Annotated in this window: 16 protein-coding genes; 6 read left to right on the top strand and 10 right to left on the bottom strand. The window is 70.8% G+C overall.

The window, feature by feature from the left end; genetic code table 11:
• On the top strand, window positions 1-1,038 hold a 1,038-nt coding region (locus tag CCN37_RS21755), incomplete at its 5' end, for a pyridoxal phosphate-dependent aminotransferase (protein ID WP_086824025.1).
• A gap of 200 nt (window positions 1,039-1,238) precedes the next feature.
• On the opposite strand, the gene CCN37_RS21750 is transcribed toward CCN37_RS21755, so the two are convergent.
• Window positions 1,239-1,886 (bottom strand): GPP34 family phosphoprotein, encoded by a 648-nt coding sequence (locus CCN37_RS21750; RefSeq protein ID WP_168200783.1) that lies wholly within the window; start codon window positions 1,884-1,886, stop codon window positions 1,239-1,241.
• 90 nt (window positions 1,887-1,976) lie between these two features.
• Between CCN37_RS21750 and CCN37_RS21745 the strand changes: the two genes are divergently transcribed.
• Window positions 1,977-2,702, top strand: coding sequence for a response regulator transcription factor (locus CCN37_RS21745; protein ID WP_168200782.1), 726 nt, complete (start codon window positions 1,977-1,979; stop codon window positions 2,700-2,702).
• Complete coding sequence (locus CCN37_RS21740; protein WP_086824021.1) at window positions 2,699-4,135, top strand: cell wall metabolism sensor histidine kinase WalK; 1,437 nt, start codon at window positions 2,699-2,701, stop codon at window positions 4,133-4,135. Before CCN37_RS21745 ends, CCN37_RS21740 begins: the two co-directional genes overlap by 4 nt.
• Window positions 4,136-4,493: 358 nt before the next feature.
• Here CCN37_RS21740 and CCN37_RS21735 read toward each other — a convergent pair whose 3' ends face one another.
• From CCN37_RS21735 to CCN37_RS21715, 5 genes are read right to left on the bottom strand one after another with little or no spacing between them, the layout of a single operon-like run.
• Entirely contained in the window at window positions 4,494-5,318 is an 825-nt protein-coding gene (locus tag CCN37_RS21735; protein ID WP_086824019.1) for a carbohydrate ABC transporter permease, read from the bottom strand.
• Complete coding sequence (locus CCN37_RS21730; protein ID WP_086824017.1) at window positions 5,315-6,232, bottom strand: carbohydrate ABC transporter permease; 918 nt, start codon at window positions 6,230-6,232, stop codon at window positions 5,315-5,317. Before CCN37_RS21730 ends, CCN37_RS21735 begins: the two co-directional genes overlap by 4 nt.
• 1 nt (window position 6,233) lies before the next feature.
• Window positions 6,234-7,628: an N-acetylglucosamine/diacetylchitobiose ABC transporter substrate-binding protein gene (gene ngcE, locus CCN37_RS21725; RefSeq protein WP_086824015.1), complete on the bottom strand. Its 1,395-nt coding sequence runs from the start codon at window positions 7,626-7,628 to the stop codon at window positions 6,234-6,236.
• A 46-nt stretch (window positions 7,629-7,674) separates the two neighbouring features.
• Window positions 7,675-8,427, bottom strand: a complete 753-nt coding sequence (locus CCN37_RS21720) for a sugar isomerase domain-containing protein (RefSeq protein WP_086824013.1) — start codon at window positions 8,425-8,427, stop codon at window positions 7,675-7,677.
• A complete protein-coding gene (locus CCN37_RS21715) occupies window positions 8,424-9,338 on the bottom strand; it encodes a MurR/RpiR family transcriptional regulator (RefSeq protein ID WP_086824011.1) in 915 nt (304 codons plus the stop codon). The genes CCN37_RS21720 and CCN37_RS21715 overlap by 4 nt, the downstream gene beginning before the upstream one ends.
• An 86-nt stretch (window positions 9,339-9,424) precedes the next feature.
• Between CCN37_RS21715 and CCN37_RS21710 the strand changes: the two genes are divergently transcribed.
• Window positions 9,425-10,369: an N-acetylglucosamine kinase gene (locus CCN37_RS21710; protein ID WP_210408146.1), complete on the top strand. Its 945-nt coding sequence runs from the start codon at window positions 9,425-9,427 to the stop codon at window positions 10,367-10,369.
• Here CCN37_RS21710 and CCN37_RS21705 read toward each other — a convergent pair.
• The 4 genes from CCN37_RS21705 to CCN37_RS21690 form a co-directional block, all read right to left on the bottom strand.
• Complete coding sequence (locus tag CCN37_RS21705; RefSeq protein ID WP_086824009.1) at window positions 10,350-10,925, bottom strand: Uma2 family endonuclease; 576 nt, start codon at window positions 10,923-10,925, stop codon at window positions 10,350-10,352. The genes CCN37_RS21710 and CCN37_RS21705 overlap by 20 nt on opposite strands.
• Before the next feature lie 112 nt (window positions 10,926-11,037).
• Window positions 11,038-11,361, bottom strand: coding sequence for a hypothetical protein (locus CCN37_RS21700; RefSeq protein ID WP_086824007.1), 324 nt, complete (start codon window positions 11,359-11,361; stop codon window positions 11,038-11,040).
• 41 nt (window positions 11,362-11,402) lie between these two features.
• Entirely contained in the window at window positions 11,403-12,056 is a 654-nt protein-coding gene (locus tag CCN37_RS21695) for a response regulator transcription factor (protein WP_086824005.1), read from the bottom strand.
• Window positions 12,053-13,267, bottom strand: a complete 1,215-nt coding sequence (locus CCN37_RS21690; protein ID WP_086824003.1) for a sensor histidine kinase — start codon at window positions 13,265-13,267, stop codon at window positions 12,053-12,055. Before CCN37_RS21690 ends, CCN37_RS21695 begins: the two co-directional genes overlap by 4 nt.
• Before the next feature lie 119 nt (window positions 13,268-13,386).
• On the opposite strand from CCN37_RS21690, the gene CCN37_RS21685 reads away from it, so the two are divergent.
• Both CCN37_RS21685 and CCN37_RS21680 read left to right on the top strand, forming a co-directional pair.
• Window positions 13,387-13,998: a class I SAM-dependent methyltransferase gene (locus CCN37_RS21685; RefSeq protein ID WP_086824001.1), complete on the top strand. Its 612-nt coding sequence runs from the start codon at window positions 13,387-13,389 to the stop codon at window positions 13,996-13,998.
• A complete protein-coding gene (locus CCN37_RS21680; RefSeq protein ID WP_086823999.1) occupies window positions 13,982-14,596 on the top strand; it encodes a DedA family protein in 615 nt (204 codons plus the stop codon). Before CCN37_RS21685 ends, CCN37_RS21680 begins: the two co-directional genes overlap by 17 nt.
• Window positions 14,597-14,608: the final 12 nt, after the last annotated feature.

Genomic DNA, 14,608 nt, shown 5'->3' with positions numbered 1-14,608 from the left:
CGGCTGCGCGCCGCGCTGCGCGAGCACATCGCGGCGGGCAACGGGCTGACCGAGGGCGACTGGGAGGTCGCGGTCTCTTGGGGCGGCACCCGCCAGTCGATGTTCGATTTCGGCCGCATGGTCAAGGACAGGACCACCTCCAGCACGCCCGTCGTGCTCGCCGCCGGGCCCAGCTGGGACTACTCGGGGGTGTTCAGCCCGCTCGGCTTCGCCGTGCGCTACCTCCCGCTGCGCCCGGAGCACGGTTTCCAGCCGCAGCGCGAAGATCTGGCCGCTGCCGTCACCAAGGTGCTCGCCACGCCCGGCGAGCACCTGGCAATGGTGATCATCAACGCGCAGCACAACCCGACCGCCGTGAACTGGTCCGAGCAGTTCGTCTCCGCGATGGTGGACACGGCCGTCGAGCACGACGCGGCGATCCTCGTCGACGACGCGTACTTCGGCGTGTGCGACGCGGGCGTCACCGCCACCTCAGCTCTGCGCGCGGTGGTCGAGCACGCGCCGCTGGTGCCGTGGCTCGGCGTCCGCTCCATGGGCAAGCAGTTCGGCTGCAACGGCTGGGCGATCGGGTCGATGGTGGCCGCGCCCGCGGTGCTCGCCGAGCTGGTCAACCGCTACCGGCTGCACCACGGCCTGATGCACGCTGGCCCGGCCCAGCACGCCATGGCGGAGTGGCTGGAGTCCTCGGAGAGCACGGACTTCCTGACGCGGCAGAGCTTCGAGCTCGCCGACACCCGCCAGGCCACCGTGCAGGCGTGCGTGGACCAGCTCGGCCACCCCGCGAGCGCCGTGCACGCGGGGGAGTGCACGCCGTACGTGCTGATCGAGGTTCCGCCCGCCTACGAGCCCGAGCAGTACCGCGCCGACTGCTTCGAGCGCACGGGCGTCCTGGTGGCTCCGGTGTGGCCGTGGCCCTACCCGGGGCCGGAGTCCGGCGCGACGCCGCTGCCGTACCTCCGCCTCTACATCGCCGCCGGTGAGAAGGACGTGCTCGAAGCCACGCGCCGCATGGCCGAGGCGGGCCTGACCTACCGCTAGCCCCGCCGGCACTCCGCCCCACTCGCCTCAACATCCCCCAGCCACGCCAGAACCCGTTTCGTACTCCTAGCGGGAAAAAGAGCGCTCCCTTTGGCCGCTAGGAGTACGAAACGGGAAAGGCCTGGACCACGGCCGCGCGCGATGAGGCGAGCGGGGCGGCGGCGTGCACGGGGATATTCTAGCTGGTGAGCGTTGTGGGTTCAGTCGCCGTCGTTGCCTGCCGAGCCTCCGCTCTGCGCCTGCAAGGCCTTGCGGAGGGCGGCGGGCACGGGGCCGACGCGCGCGCCCAGCTCGGCGAGGCGCTTGCGGTAGCTCCGCCGGTCCGCGCGGCTGACCACCGTGCGCAGGTTCGCGGCGGCGGCCAGGCTCACCACGGCCGCGTCGCGCAGGTCGACCTCCGCGACCGGCCACGCGCCGCGCAACGCCTCCGACGCCAGGCTCTCCACGTGCGTGGCCGCGCCGGGGTCGAGCAGCGTGATCTTGGTGGTGCGGAAGAGCCCGAGCACCTTGCGCCGCTCGACGCGGATGTGGCCCGACGCGACGAGGGCCTCGCGCACCGCCGCCACCGTGCTCTTGGGGCGGTAGCCGATCCAGTGCTGCCACGACCGGGGCCTCGCCGAGCCGGAGACCAGCGCGAGCACCTGGTCCAGCACGGGATCGCCGCTCGGGGTCGCGGCGACCGCCCGCGCCCTGCCCTCGGCGTCGGCAAGCCTGCCGCTGAGGTGCAGCTCGGCCAGTGCCGCCGCGCGCAGCAGGGGCGCCAGCGCCGCGCGCGTGGTCAGCCGCCCGCGCTCCTGGTCGAAGGCGAGCAGGAACAGGCGGGCCGGGAGCGAGTCGAGCGGGTGCACACCTCCGATGGTGACACCGCAACGGCTGGCTTTCCCCGCTGCTCAGCGTGTTCCCAGCAAACTCTCAGCCTCGACCGTGATGCTGGCCGGGTGAACATCGATGAGCCGCGCTCGGCCAAGGTGCTCGTTGTCGACGACGAGCCGAACATCCTGGAACTGCTCTCGGCGACGCTGCGGCTCAGCGGGTTCGAGGTCGGCGTCGCGGAGACCGGCGCGGGCGCGGTGAGCGCGGCCAAGGCGTTCCAGCCGGACATCGTGGTGCTCGACGTGATGCTGCCCGACCTCGACGGCTTCACCGTCGCCAGGCAGCTGCGCTCGGCCCAGGAGCGGCTGCCCGTGCTCTTCCTGACCGCGCGGGACACCGTGCAGGACCGCATCGCCGGGCTCACCGCGGGCGGCGACGACTACGTGACCAAGCCGTTCAGCCTGGAGGAGGTCGTGCTCCGGCTGCGCGCGATCCTGCGCCGCACCCGCCCGCCCGGCGCGCCCGCCACCGACGACGGAGTGCTCTGCTACGCCGACCTGGAGCTGGACGAGGAGGGGCACGAGGTGCGCCGGGCCGGTGAGCCGATCCCGTTGTCCCCGACGGAGTTCAACCTGCTGCGCTACCTGATGATCAACGCGGAGAAGGTGGTCAGCAAGGAGCAGATCCTGGACCGCGTGTGGGACTACAACTTCGACGGCAGCAGCCGCATCGTCGAGTCCTACATCAGCTACCTGCGCCGCAAGATCGACCGCAACGAGCCCGCGCTGATCCACACCATCCGCGGGGTCGGCTACACCCTGCGCCTGCCCCGGGGCCGGGGACGGTCGTGAGCCGCAAGCCGTGGACGCTGCGGACCCGGCTCGTCGCGACGCTGGTCGCCCTGTGCGCCACCGGGTTGACCGTCGTCGTCGCGTTGAGCCTGGTGTGGCTGGACCTGTCCCTGGTCTCCCGCATCGACGACCAGCTCAAGACCACGGCGGCGCGGATGAGCGACGGCTACGGGCCTCCCGGCAAGCCCATCAGGGGTGAGCCGCAGCTGCCGACCGACTTCCGGCTGGTGTCCTTCAGCCGCACCGGCGTGGAGATCTACCGGGGCGGAGCTTCGGCCGAGGCGCCGAACATGCCGCTGCTGCGCTACGACGTCGTCAAGGACAACGTCGGCCGGACCTTCACCGTCCCCGACGGCGAGGGCGGCAGCGACTGGCGGGTCCGCGTGGTGGTCGGCGACTTCGGCAGGCTGGTCGCGGTGGCGACGTGGCTGCGCTCGCGGGACGAGACGGTCGCGGAGCTGCTGAGCATCGAGGTCGTCGTCGGCCTGCTGATCCTGACCGGCCTCGCCGTGCTCGCGACCTCGTTGGTGCGCTTGGGTTTGCGGCCGTTGACCAGGATCGAGGGCACCGCGGAGGCGATCGCCGCCGGGCAGCTCGACAGCCGGGTGCCCGACGCCGACCCGCGCACCGAGACCGGGCGGCTCGGCCAGTCCCTCAACGTGATGCTCGGCCGCATCTCCTCGGCCATGCGCGAGCGCGAGCACTCCGAGCGGCGCCTGCGGCAGTTCGTCGCCGACGCCTCGCACGAGCTGCGCACCCCGCTGACCTCGATCCGCGGCTTCGCCGAGCTCTACCGCAGGGGCGGCGCGCCCGAGAAGTCCGATGTGGACAGACTCATGTCGCGCATCGAGGGCGAGTCCGAGCGGATGGGCGGCCTCGTCGAGGACCTGCTGCTGCTCGCCAGCCTCGACGAGCAGCGCGCACTGGACCTCACCGAGGTCGACCTGCTCGTCCCCGTCAACGACGTCGTCCACGACGCGCGCGTCCTGTCGCGCTCCATCACCCTGTCCGCCCCCGACGGCCCGGTCCGCGTGATCGCCGACGAGGCGCGGCTGCGGCAGGTCGTCACGAACCTGGTCACCAACGCCATCACGCACAACCCGGCGGGCACACCGGTCCGGGTCACCGTGCGCCACCGCCCCGCCGAGGAGCCCGCCCGCGTCGTCGCCTGGTCCGGCACCGACCTCCCCGTCGCCGCCGCCTACGCGCTCGTCGAGGTCGCCGACACCGGCGCGGGCATCGACTCCGAGCACGCTCAGCGCGTGTTCGACCGCTTCTACCGCGCCGACTCCGCCCGCTCCCGCGCCCGCGGCGGCTCCGGCCTCGGCCTGGCGATCAGCGCCGCCATCGTCGCCGCCCACAACGGCCGCATCGAGCTGGACACCACGCCCGGCGAGGGCACCACCACCCGCATCGTCCTGCCCCCGGCCTGACGGGGGGTTTGTCGACCGGGAGGTGGCCGCCCGTGCGCTCCGCCGGGTGAAGGACCACCTGGTCAGCGACCGTGCCGAGGCCGAAGAGCTGGAGATCCTCGTCGAAGGGGGCCCGGCGCCGTGACGACCTCCGCCGCAAGGACGCGATCGACGGGCTGACCCGTCTCGACCAGGAACTGGGATCGGACTGATCCGTGGCTTGGGTACGCAGCAGAGGAGACGTCCGCGCGCTCCACCCGCCCGCTCGCGTGCCGGATTCCTCCGCTCAGACCCCATGCCGCGTTTGGTGTAGCTGAACTCCCTGAATGACTCATTCAGGGAGTTCAGGTACACCAATGAGTCATTCAGGGCCCAAGCGCTACCTGACGGCGCCGGCGGTGAGGCCGGAGCGGATGCGGCGTTGGAAGACCAGGTACACCACCAGGACCGGCAGCATCGCGATGGTGAGCCCGGCGAACAGGCCGCTGAAGTCACCGCGGTAGCCCTGGCTGACCGACAGCGCGGCGAGGCCCTGCGCGAGGACGTACTTCGACGGGTCGGGGTTGAGCACCAGGGGGAGCAGGTACTGGTTCCACAGGCCGAGGAAGTTGAAGATCCCGACGCTGATCAACCCGGGCTTGGCCATGGGCAGCATGACGCGGAAGAAGATCCCCGTGTGCGAGCAGCCGTCCAGGGCGGCCGACTCGGCGACCTCGTTGGGCAGGGTGCGGAAGAAGCCGGTCAGGAAGAACACGGTGAACGGCAGCGCGTACGCGGTGTAGACGAGGATCAGGCCGGGGTAGCTGCCCAGCAGCCCGAGCTGTTTGACCACGAAGAACAGCGGTACCAGGGCCAGGAACATCGGGAAGAGCATGCCGCTGACGAACAGGTAGTACAGGAATCTGTTGCCAGGAAAGGAATATCGGGCCAGCGCGTAGGCGACCAGCGAGCCCAGCAGCATCGTCAGCGCGAGCGCTCCGCCGACCACCACGAGGCTGTTCAGGAAGTACTGGCCGATCGAGGCCTGATCCCACGCGCGGGACCAGTTCTCCAGGTGCGGGCGGTCGGGCAGCGACCACGGGCTGGTGAGGATCTGCTCATCGGTCTTGAGCGAGCTGATCACGGCCCACACCAACGGGAACGCGACCATCACGGCCCACACCGCCATGAAGACGTGGACCGCGCCGTCACCGAGTCGCCTCATGCCATCTCCACCTTCGTGCGGCGACCCGAGCGCATCGCGATCACCGCGAGCGTCAGGGTCAGGAAGAACAGAGCGACGCCCATCGCGGAGGCGTAGCCGAACTGGCCGAAGGAGAAGGCGTTGCGGTAGAGGCCGAGCCCGATCACCTCGGTGGCGCCATCGGGCCCACCCGGCCCCACGGACAGGATCTGCACGAGCGCGAAGCCGTCCAGCGCCGCGATGCCGAGGTACACGAACGCCGCGTTCACGTTGTCCCGCACAAGGGGCAGCGTGATGGAGCGGAAGGTCGCGAACCGCCCGGCCCCGTCCAGCCGCGCCGCCTCGAACAGCTCGCGCGGGATGGAGTCCATGGCCGCGCTGAACAGCACGACGTAGAACCCGACGGCGGACCAGATCATCACCGCCATGATCGCCCACAGCGCGGTGCTGCCGTCGGCGAGCCAGGTGCGGGCCAACCCGTCCAGGCCGATCGCGCTCAGGAAACCGTTGAGCAGACCGTTGTTCGGGCTGTACACGAACTGCCAGAGCACCGCGATGATCGGCACCGACAGCAGCTGCGGGAAGAAGTAGACGATCTTGTAGAACTTGCCGCCCGCGACGCCCCCGACCTCGGCGCGCCCGCGTCGCCCGCCGAGGTTGAGCATGGAGGCGAGGAACAGCGCCATGGCGATCGTCGCGAGCGGCACGACGATCAGCATCAGCGCGTTGTTCCCCAAGGCGGACAGGAACAGCGGGTCCTCGCCGAGCCGGGCGAAGTTGTCCAGCCCGACGAAGTTCGCCTGCCCCGCCACCCCCGTCCAGTCGGTCAGGGACAGGTAGAACGCCTGCGCGTACGGCGACAGCACGAAGACCACGTGCAGCACCAGTGCGGGCAGGATCGCCATCGCCAGGAAGCGGTACTTGCCATGCCTCATGTCAGCGCCGGTACTTGGTGATGTTGGGGTCACGGGCGACCGCGTCAGCGGCGCGCTGCAACCGGTCGGCCCACTGCTGCGCGCTCAACCGCCCGGCGACGAGCTCACCGGTCGCGTCGTCCCACGCCTTCTTCAAGGTGCCGTACCAGAAGCGGAAGCGGTAGCGGAACGCGTTGTCGCCTGCGGCGTCGATCACGCTGCGCACGGACTGCACGCCGGGCGAGAGCGTCAGCCCGTCGGTCGCGCCCTTCACCGAGGGCAGCCCGCCGCCCAGTTCGGCGAAGCGCCGCGCGCTGGGCACGGCGAACATCGTGCGCAGGAAGTCCATGCCGCCCTGGCGGTTGCGGGCCTTCTCCGGGACGATGAAGCTCTCCGCGCCGCTCGCGCGCACCGCGACGGCGGGCATCTTGTCCGAAGTGGACAGTTGCGGCGGCGGCATGATCGCCATCTGGAAGTTCTTCGGCGTCACGGCCTGCTGCTCGATCTCCAGCCACGAGCCGCACGGTAGGAACGCCGCCTTGCCCTGCGACCACGCGGCCTGGGCCTCGGTGTGCGAAAGTCCTTCGGAGCCCGGCATCACGTAGCCCCTGCCGACGAGCTCGGCGATCGCGTTGGCCGCGCCGATCATCGCCTCGTGCTTCCAGGCGTTGGGCTCCAGGTGGTCAACGGCCAGCAGCAGCTCGTTGCCGCCCGCCTTGAAAGCCATTGACACCAACAAGTCCCCCATGTAATCGGGGTACTTGCCCTGGTGCGTCCACGGCGCGATGCCGGACTTCTTGATCTCGCCGCAGAGCGTGAACATCTCGTCCCACGTCTTCGGGTAGCTCCACCCGCGCTCGGCGAACAGCGTTCGTGAATACCAGACGCCCCAAGCGGTCATGACCAGGTTGAGCGCGCGCGGGCGCCCGTTGAACATGCCGTCGTCGACCACACCGGGCAGCAGCGTGTCGCGCACGCGCAGCGAGGGGTCGTGCAGCGAGGGCGCGTCCAGCAGTTCGGTGAGGTCGGCGACCTGGTTGGCCTTCACCAGGGTCGCGAGGTCCAGCTCGCCCGCGCCGGTGTTGTCGACGACGTCCGGCGGGGTGCCGGCGACGAAGCGCGGTTGCAGCGCCTCCCCGACCTTCTGCAGGCCCTGGTGGGTGATCTTCGCCTGCGGGTGCCGTTGGTTGTAGGTCTTCTCCGCGTCCAGGGCGTACTGGTCGCCGTAGGCCCCCTTGAAGATCACCACTTCCAGCGGGGCGCCCTCGGCGACGCCGAGCGGGTTGTCCTTGGTGACCTCGCCGCGCAGTGCGGCACCCTGCTCGCCGCCGCCCCCTGTCACGCACCCGGCCAGCAGCGGTGTCGCCGCCGCTGCCAGGGCTCCGCGCAGCACCGAACGTCTCGTGGTCGGGTTCACCGGATCTCCTTCGATCGAGCGGTTCGACGGATCGAGCGGTTGATGATCATGCCGTGCGGCGGATGCGCCCGGAATAGCGGTCCTCGATCACCTTGTTGTGCTCGCGACCGCCGGGGATGTTGGCGGAGAGGTACACCGGGAGTTCGCCACCGTCGTCGAGCAGCCTGCGCACGACCTCGACGGTGATCTGCTGCGCCAGCAGGGCAGCGGTGATCGACGAGACCGCGCCGACCGCTCCGGCACCGCCGGGCAGCGCGATCGTCGAGTCCCCGTACGGAGCCCCGTTGTCCAGCACGACATCAGCCAGCTCGGCGAGCTTGCGCCCGCTCGGGTGGTTGGACTCCACGAGGTCGGTGTGCTGACGTGAAGTCAACGCAATCACCTTGTGCCCCTTGGACTTAACGTGTAGTGCGAACTCCACGATCAGGCCGTTCACGCCGGAGTTGGACGCGACGACGAACACGTCCTGCGCGCCGACGGGGGCCAGCTCGTAGAGCCGGTGCGCGACGGTCGGGTCCTTCTCCAGCAGCGGGCCCTCCAGCACGGAGACCTCCTCGCCGCCGAAGAGGACCAAGTCCCGCAACGAGATCCGGTTCGACGGCACCAGTCCGCCCGCGCGTCCGGCGATCTCCATCGCGAGCGCTTCGGAGTGCCCGCAGCCGAACGCCTGCACCACGCCACCCGCGCGCACGCAGTCGGCGATCACGTCAGCGGCGGCGTTGACATGTGAAAGTTGTTCGGTACCAACGGTTCTCGTCAGCTCGGTGATGACTTCAAGGAAACCCTCGGCGCTGATCAACGGTGTTTTCCCTTCCGGATAGGGTCTTCGGGAAGCCGGTGCGTCTGGACCGCGCGGGCGGTCAGCTCGAACGCCTCGTCCACCGCCGGGTGGCTGCGCTGCGCCACGGCGACGTAGACGAGGTCCAGCACGAGCAGCTGCGAGTGCAGCGCGGAGAGCGAGGCCAGCCGGAAGCTCGTCTCCTGCGTCTCGGTGGTCAGCACGAGCTCGGCGCTCTCGGCCAGCGGTGAACGCGGGTAGGAGGTCACCGCGACCGTCGTCGCGCCGTGCTCGGCGGCCTCCGACAGGAACTCGATCACCTCTCGTGTTCTGCCGCTGTGCGAGACGCCGATCGCGAGATCACCCGGGCGCAGCAACGCGGCGCTGCTCAGTGCGGAGTGCGCTTCCGCGCGGTGCCAGCACGCCACGCGCAGCCGCTGGAGCCGGAACACCAGCTCGGTCGTGGCCGCCGCGCTGCTGCCGACGCCGAAGACCTCCACCCGGCGGCCGGAGCCGATCGAGGCGGCGATCGTGCTGGCGACGATCTCGATGGCGTCGAGGTCCAACCGGTCGGCGGTCTCCCTGATCGCCTGGGTGTCGGCGTTCACGATCACCCCGAGCACCCGTTGCAACGAGTGGTCCGGCGCGATGTCGCGGTCCACGTCGATCTCCCAGTGCGCCTGCGCGGCCCGGCCGATCTCGGTCGCGATGGCCACGCGCAGCCCCGCGTAGCCGCGGAAGCCCAGCGTGCGGCAGAACCGGGTGACGGTCGCCGGCGAGGTCCCGGAGCGCTCGGCGAGGTCGACGATCGTCGCCTGCGCGGCCTCCTCGGGATCGCGCAGGATCAGCTCGGCGACGCGTTGCAGCGCCTCGGGCAGCCCGGACAGCTCCGTCCGCAGCCGCGCGAGCAGTCCTTCGCCGTCCAGCACCATCTACGTTGCTTCTTCCCTGATTAGCCGACTTCGGTAAGAATTGTTGCCACAGGAAGCCTCGCGGCGAAAGGGTGAACATTATTTTCATGCTTGTGCTCGGAGCGGACTGCGGCGGCAGCACCACCCGCGTGGTGGCCGCGACCCTGGACGGACGCGTCGTCGGAACCGGGCGGGCCGGCCCAGGAAACCCCACCGGAGGCGATCCCGCGCTCGCCGCCGCGGAACTGGGCAAGGCGATCTCGCTCGCCCTCGACGGCCTCGAACCGGCACTGGTGCGCGGGGGAGTCGTCGGCATGGCTGGCTACAACCGCCTCGCCGACCCCTCGGTGCGCGCCGCCTACGACGCCGAGTGGGCGGCTGCCGGACTCGGCTGTCCACTGTGGACATACGGTGACGCCCCGGTGGCCTTCGCGGCCGGAACCCCTGATCCCAGTGGACGCGTGCTCATCGCGGGCACCGGCGCCGTCGCCGCGGAGATCCGCTCGCACGTGGAGTTCCGCGCCGCCGACGGGCTCGGCTGGCTGATCGGCGACGAGGGCTCCGGCTACTGGATCGGCCGCGAGGCCATCCGCCACACCGCGCGGACGCTCAACGCCGGTTCCGAGCTGAGCCCGCTCGCCGACCGCGTTCGCGGGCGCTTCAACGCCTTCACCCGCGAGGACTTCCTGACCGCCGTCTACACCGCTTCCCGCGCCGAGATCGCCGCGCTCGCGCCCGCCGTGTTCGACCTCGTCGGCTCGGCGCCGCCCGCCGCCGCCATCGTCGAGGAGGCCGCGCAGCGCTTGCTGGCGACGCTCGCGGAGCTGGGCGAGGTGCCCGGTCCCCTCGTGCTCGCCGGTGGGCTGCTGACCTCCGACACCCCTTTGCGCGCAGCGGTGTCGCACCGTTTGGCGCGCGTCGCCGAGCCCTCGGTGACCGCACTCGACGCCGCCCGCGCCGCCGCGTGGCTGGCCGCCGTCGAACTGACCACCCCCGACCCCGTCGCGGCGGCCGAGCTGCACCACCGCCTGGTCACGGGCGGCGGGGAATGAGGCTGTCCAGGTCGACGCGCAGAGGAAAGGGAACCGGGCGATCGAGAACCCCGCGGACGATGCCCGCGGGCGCGTAGGCCTTTGTCGGACCATCGAGTTCGTAGACGTGGACGACCGGAGCCGAGTTCTCCTCTTCGACGATCCAGTAGTGCGGAATGCCGGCCTCGGCGTACTTGCGCAGCTTCACCGTCCGGTCGCGGTGCGCGGATTCCGCGGAGATCACCTCGATGACGAGGAGAACGTCCTCCGGCGCGAACCAGGTCCGGTCGAAGTCCAGCGGGGCGGTGGTGACCAGCAAGTCTGGCTCCGTTCGGCTGTACTCGTCCAACCGGATCGTCATGCCCCAAGCCACGTCCGCCGCGTGCGGCGCCTGTTCGATCAGGGCTTGTTGCAGTTGTGTCCTGATGGCGTTGTGCCACACGCGCAGCGGTTGCCGGAAAACGAGAACGCCGTCGATCAGTTCGGTGTGCTTCGGCGCCTCGACCAAGGTGTCCAGGTCCTCCGCGACCCACCCCTCGGCACGCGGCGGCCACATCCACTCGGGCAGCCCGTCCACGTCGTCACCGTACTGGCGCGGAACGCAGAAAAGCGGTGGGACCCGAAAGCAGGGCCCCACCGCTGGAACTGACGACGAGAACGAACGACGAACTACGGGTGCGGCGAGCGCGCTACCCGGCCTGGTTGCGCAGGGCGATCGGCGCTCCTGCCAGGTCCTCTTCGTTGCACAGCAGCCTGACCTCGTAGTACGGCGCTCCTTCGCGGTCGTCGTAGTCGAGGTGGATGGCCATCACGTCAACGGGTTCGCCCAGCCACTGCTGGGTCGCGCGCAGCCATGCGGCGGTGCGTTCCAATGCGCTCGGCAGGTCGTCGTCGCGGAACTCCACCGGCCGATAGGGGACGTCTCGAACCTGGTCCTGAGTGTGTGTGGGCTGGGGGAGATCCACCGCGACGCCCACCTCGTCCAGATCGAGCTGGATCCTTTCCTGGGTCACTCATGCAGCGTGTCCCAGTGCGGAGACGACCGCAACCCCGACTAGCCGCCGGAGAGGCCCAGCTGCACGGCCAGGATCGCCAGCTGCACCCGGTTGCCCCGCCCCGTCTTGCCCATCAGGCCCGCGACGTGCGTCTTCACCGTGGTCACGCCCACGTTCAGCCGCCGCGCGATCTCGGCGTTCGCCAACCCGTCGCCGAGCAGCGCCAGCACCTCGCGCTCGCGGTCGGTGACGCCGTCGGGCAGGCGGGGACCGGCCTGCTCACGCGGTTGCCGGGTGCGCACGGCCTGGCTGACCAGACGGTCCAGCACGCGGGGGCTGAACGGGCTCTCCCCGGCGGCGGCGCGCTTGACGGCGACCAGCAGGTCCGCGGGTTCGGCGTCCTTGGCGAGGAAGCCGCAGGCCCCGGCCTCCAGCGCCGGGTAGAGGTGATCGTCGTCGTCGAACGTGGTGAGCACCACGATCCTGGTCGACGGCCGGTTGCGCAGGATGCGCCGGGACGCCTCGATCCCGTCGAGCCTGGGCATCCGCAGGTCCATCAGGACGACGTCCGGGGTCAACCGTTCGGCCAGCCGCACGGCCTGCTCGCCGTCGGCGGCCTCCCCGGCGACCTCGACCAGCTCGTCGGCCTCGCACAGCATCCGCAGCCCCGCGCGCACCAGGGGTTGGTCGTCCACCAGCAGGACCCTGATCATCCGCGTTCCTCCGGGGTGTTCTGCGGGTTCTCCGGCAGCTCCGCGCGCACCAGCCAGCCGCCCTCGCCGGGCCCCGCCCGCAACGACCCGCCGAGCAGTTCGACGCGCTCGCGCATGCCGATCAGTCCGTGCCCACCGGGCACCTGGAGCGCGCGCGAGCCCGCTCGTCCTCCGCTGTCGGACACCTCGACCTCCACCGTCCGCTCCGGGCTCAGCGAGACCGCCAGCCGCGCCGCCGCGCCCCGCCCGGCGTGCTTGAGCGCGTTGGTCAGGGACTCCTGGGCGATCCGCAGCACGGCCAAGCGCCGCACGGAATCCACTGTGGACAGTCCTGGGCCGATCTCCGACGACACCGCCAGCCCGGCGGCGCGCGTGCGCACCAGCAGCTCCTCCAGCGACTCGGCCAGCTCGGCCGGGGTGTGCAGCGGAGCAACGGAGCCGCGGTCGGGATCGCGCAGCACGCCGACGAGGCGGCGCAGGTCCTCCAGTGCCGTGGTCGCGGTCGTGTGGACGTCGTCGAGCACGGCCCGGATGCGCGCATCGGTGTCGCGGGCGACGTGCCTGGCGACTCCGACCCGCAGCACGATCGACGCCACGTGGTGGGCGACGAGGTCGTGCAGCTCCCGCGAGATCGCCGCGCGCTCGCTGGCCGTGGCCTCGCGCCGTTCCAGCTGGTGGCGCAGCTCGGTCTCCTCGACCCGCTGCTCCGCCTGGTGCGCGCTGGAGCGCAGCGCCTGCTGGTGCAGCCCGAGCAGCACCGGCGTGGCGACGATGAAGATCGCGACGGTGACCAGCGGCAGCGGGCCGGGGTAGTCCTCCAACGGGTCGAACAGCGGCACGTCGATCAGGTTCGCCGCGGTCGCGACCACCACCGCGAGCGTCCCGACCACCAACCGCCACCTCGGCCCCGAGACCAGGTGGAACAGGTTGATCAGCATCGCCACCTGGGTCACCTCGCTCGCCGGGGCGCCCTCCTGGTCGACGGTGATCATCAGCAGGGCCTGCAGCAGCACCACCTGGAGGTCGAAGCGGCCCTTGTACAGCGGCAGCGCGGCCGACAGGAAGGTCAACCCCCAGTACCACCGCGACATCGACGCCCACCACACCTGCGGGGCGAACAGCCCCGGCAGCAGGAAGCCGACCGCGAGCCAGATGGGGACCATCCGCAGCAGCCAGCTCAGCCGCCCCGAGTCCCGCACGCTCCGCCACACCCTGAGAACGGTAGGCGGCCGACCCCGAGACCGCCTCCTGCCGAAGCAGGAGCCCCCTCCGACAGGTTCCGACCCCGAGGACGAGGTGCGCGGCCGAGCGGCACGTGAGTGTGGAACCCATGCCCGCCAAGCAATCCGAGCTGCTGCCGTTCCTCAGGGCAGCCGTGCGCAACCCCAACGTCATCGGCGCCGTCGCGCCCAGTTCGCCCCGCCTGGCCGAACGCCTCGCCGAGGTCGTGCCCAGCACCGGCGCCCCCGTCGTCGTCGAGCTGGGCCCGGGGACGGGCGTGGTCAGCGCCGCCATCGCCGACCGGCTGCCCGAGGGCGGACGGCACATCGCGGTGGAGCTGGACGACGACATGATCCGCCTGCTCGGGCGGAACCGGCCCGATCTGGAGCTCATCCGCGGTGACGCCGCGCGACTGGGCGATCTGCTCGCCGCGTGCGGAACGGACGAGGTGGACGCTGTGGTCAGCGGCCTGCCCTGGACGCTTTTCCCGCCGGTGCAACAGAAACGCATTCTGAACGAGATCGTGAAGGTGCTCACTCCTGATGGCGTCTTCACCACGTTCAGCTATCTCAACGCCTACCCTGCTGCCGGAGCGCGGCGCTTCCGCCGGATGCTCCGAGGTAGTTTCGACGAAGTGCTCATCACCCGGACCGTGTGGCGCAACCTGATGCCCGCGCTGACCTACGTATACCGAAGGCCCCTCCATGACCGTCTTGCGTGACTCGCTCGCAGGCATGCCCTCCGTGCTGGTCCACCTGGTCTTCGGGGTGCTCGTGACGCTGGAGGCGGCGATCGTCGTCGGCGTCGTGCTCCCCGGCGTGAGCGGTCTGCTGCTCTTCGGCTTCCTGGCCTACCTCGGCAACGTGGGGCTCGTGGCCGCCGGGTGCGTGGCCGCTCTCGGCGCCGCCCTCGGCACCACGCTCGCCTACGCCTCCGGCCGCAGGCTCAGCCGCGCCGACGGCCTCCCGGACAGCCGCATCGTGCGGCGCATCGGCGAAGACCGTTGGCACCGAACGGAAAAGCTGCTTGACCGCTTCGGTGGCCGCGCCGTCCTCCTGGGACAGTGGGTGGTCGGAATCCGCACCCTGATGCCCCGCTTCGCCGCGATGGCCGGGCTCTCCTACCGGCGCTTCGCGTCGTGGAGCGTGCCCGTGTCGCTGCTGTGGGGCTCGACCTGGGTCGTGGTCGGCTGGACGGCCGGCAGCGCCTACGAACGCGTCGCCTCGATCGCGGGCTGGGTGAGCCTCGTCCTGCTGGTGCTCGCCGCCGCCGTGCTGGCCGTCGTCCTCCACCGCCGCCGCGTCACCCAGGCCGCGTAGTCCCGCCCCGCG

This window comes from Allokutzneria sp. NRRL B-24872 (genome assembly GCF_002155965.1).
GTDB lineage: Bacteria > Actinomycetota > Actinomycetes > Mycobacteriales > Pseudonocardiaceae > Allokutzneria.
This window is presented reverse-complemented; position numbering and strand designations above follow the sequence as displayed.

Bases quoted from the DNA above. Each gene is read 5' to 3' on its own strand.
- CCN37_RS21730 (WP_086824017.1), bottom strand. From the start codon at position 6,232: ATGAGGCATGGCAAGTACCGCTTCCTGGCGATGGCGATCCTGCCCGCA.
- CCN37_RS21685 (WP_086824001.1), top strand. From the start codon at position 13,387: ATGCCCGCCAAGCAATCCGAGCTGCTGCCGTTCCTCAGGGCAGCCGTG.
- CCN37_RS21735 (WP_086824019.1), bottom strand. From the start codon at position 5,318: ATGAGGCGACTCGGTGACGGCGCGGTCCACGTCTTCATGGCGGTGTGG.
- CCN37_RS21710 (WP_210408146.1), top strand. From the start codon at position 9,425: ATGCTTGTGCTCGGAGCGGACTGCGGCGGCAGCACCACCCGCGTGGTG.
- CCN37_RS21680 (WP_086823999.1), top strand. From the start codon at position 13,982: ATGACCGTCTTGCGTGACTCGCTCGCAGGCATGCCCTCCGTGCTGGTC.
- CCN37_RS21695 (WP_086824005.1), bottom strand. From the start codon at position 12,056: ATGATCAGGGTCCTGCTGGTGGACGACCAACCCCTGGTGCGCGCGGGG.
- CCN37_RS21715 (WP_086824011.1), bottom strand. From the start codon at position 9,338: ATGGTGCTGGACGGCGAAGGACTGCTCGCGCGGCTGCGGACGGAGCTG.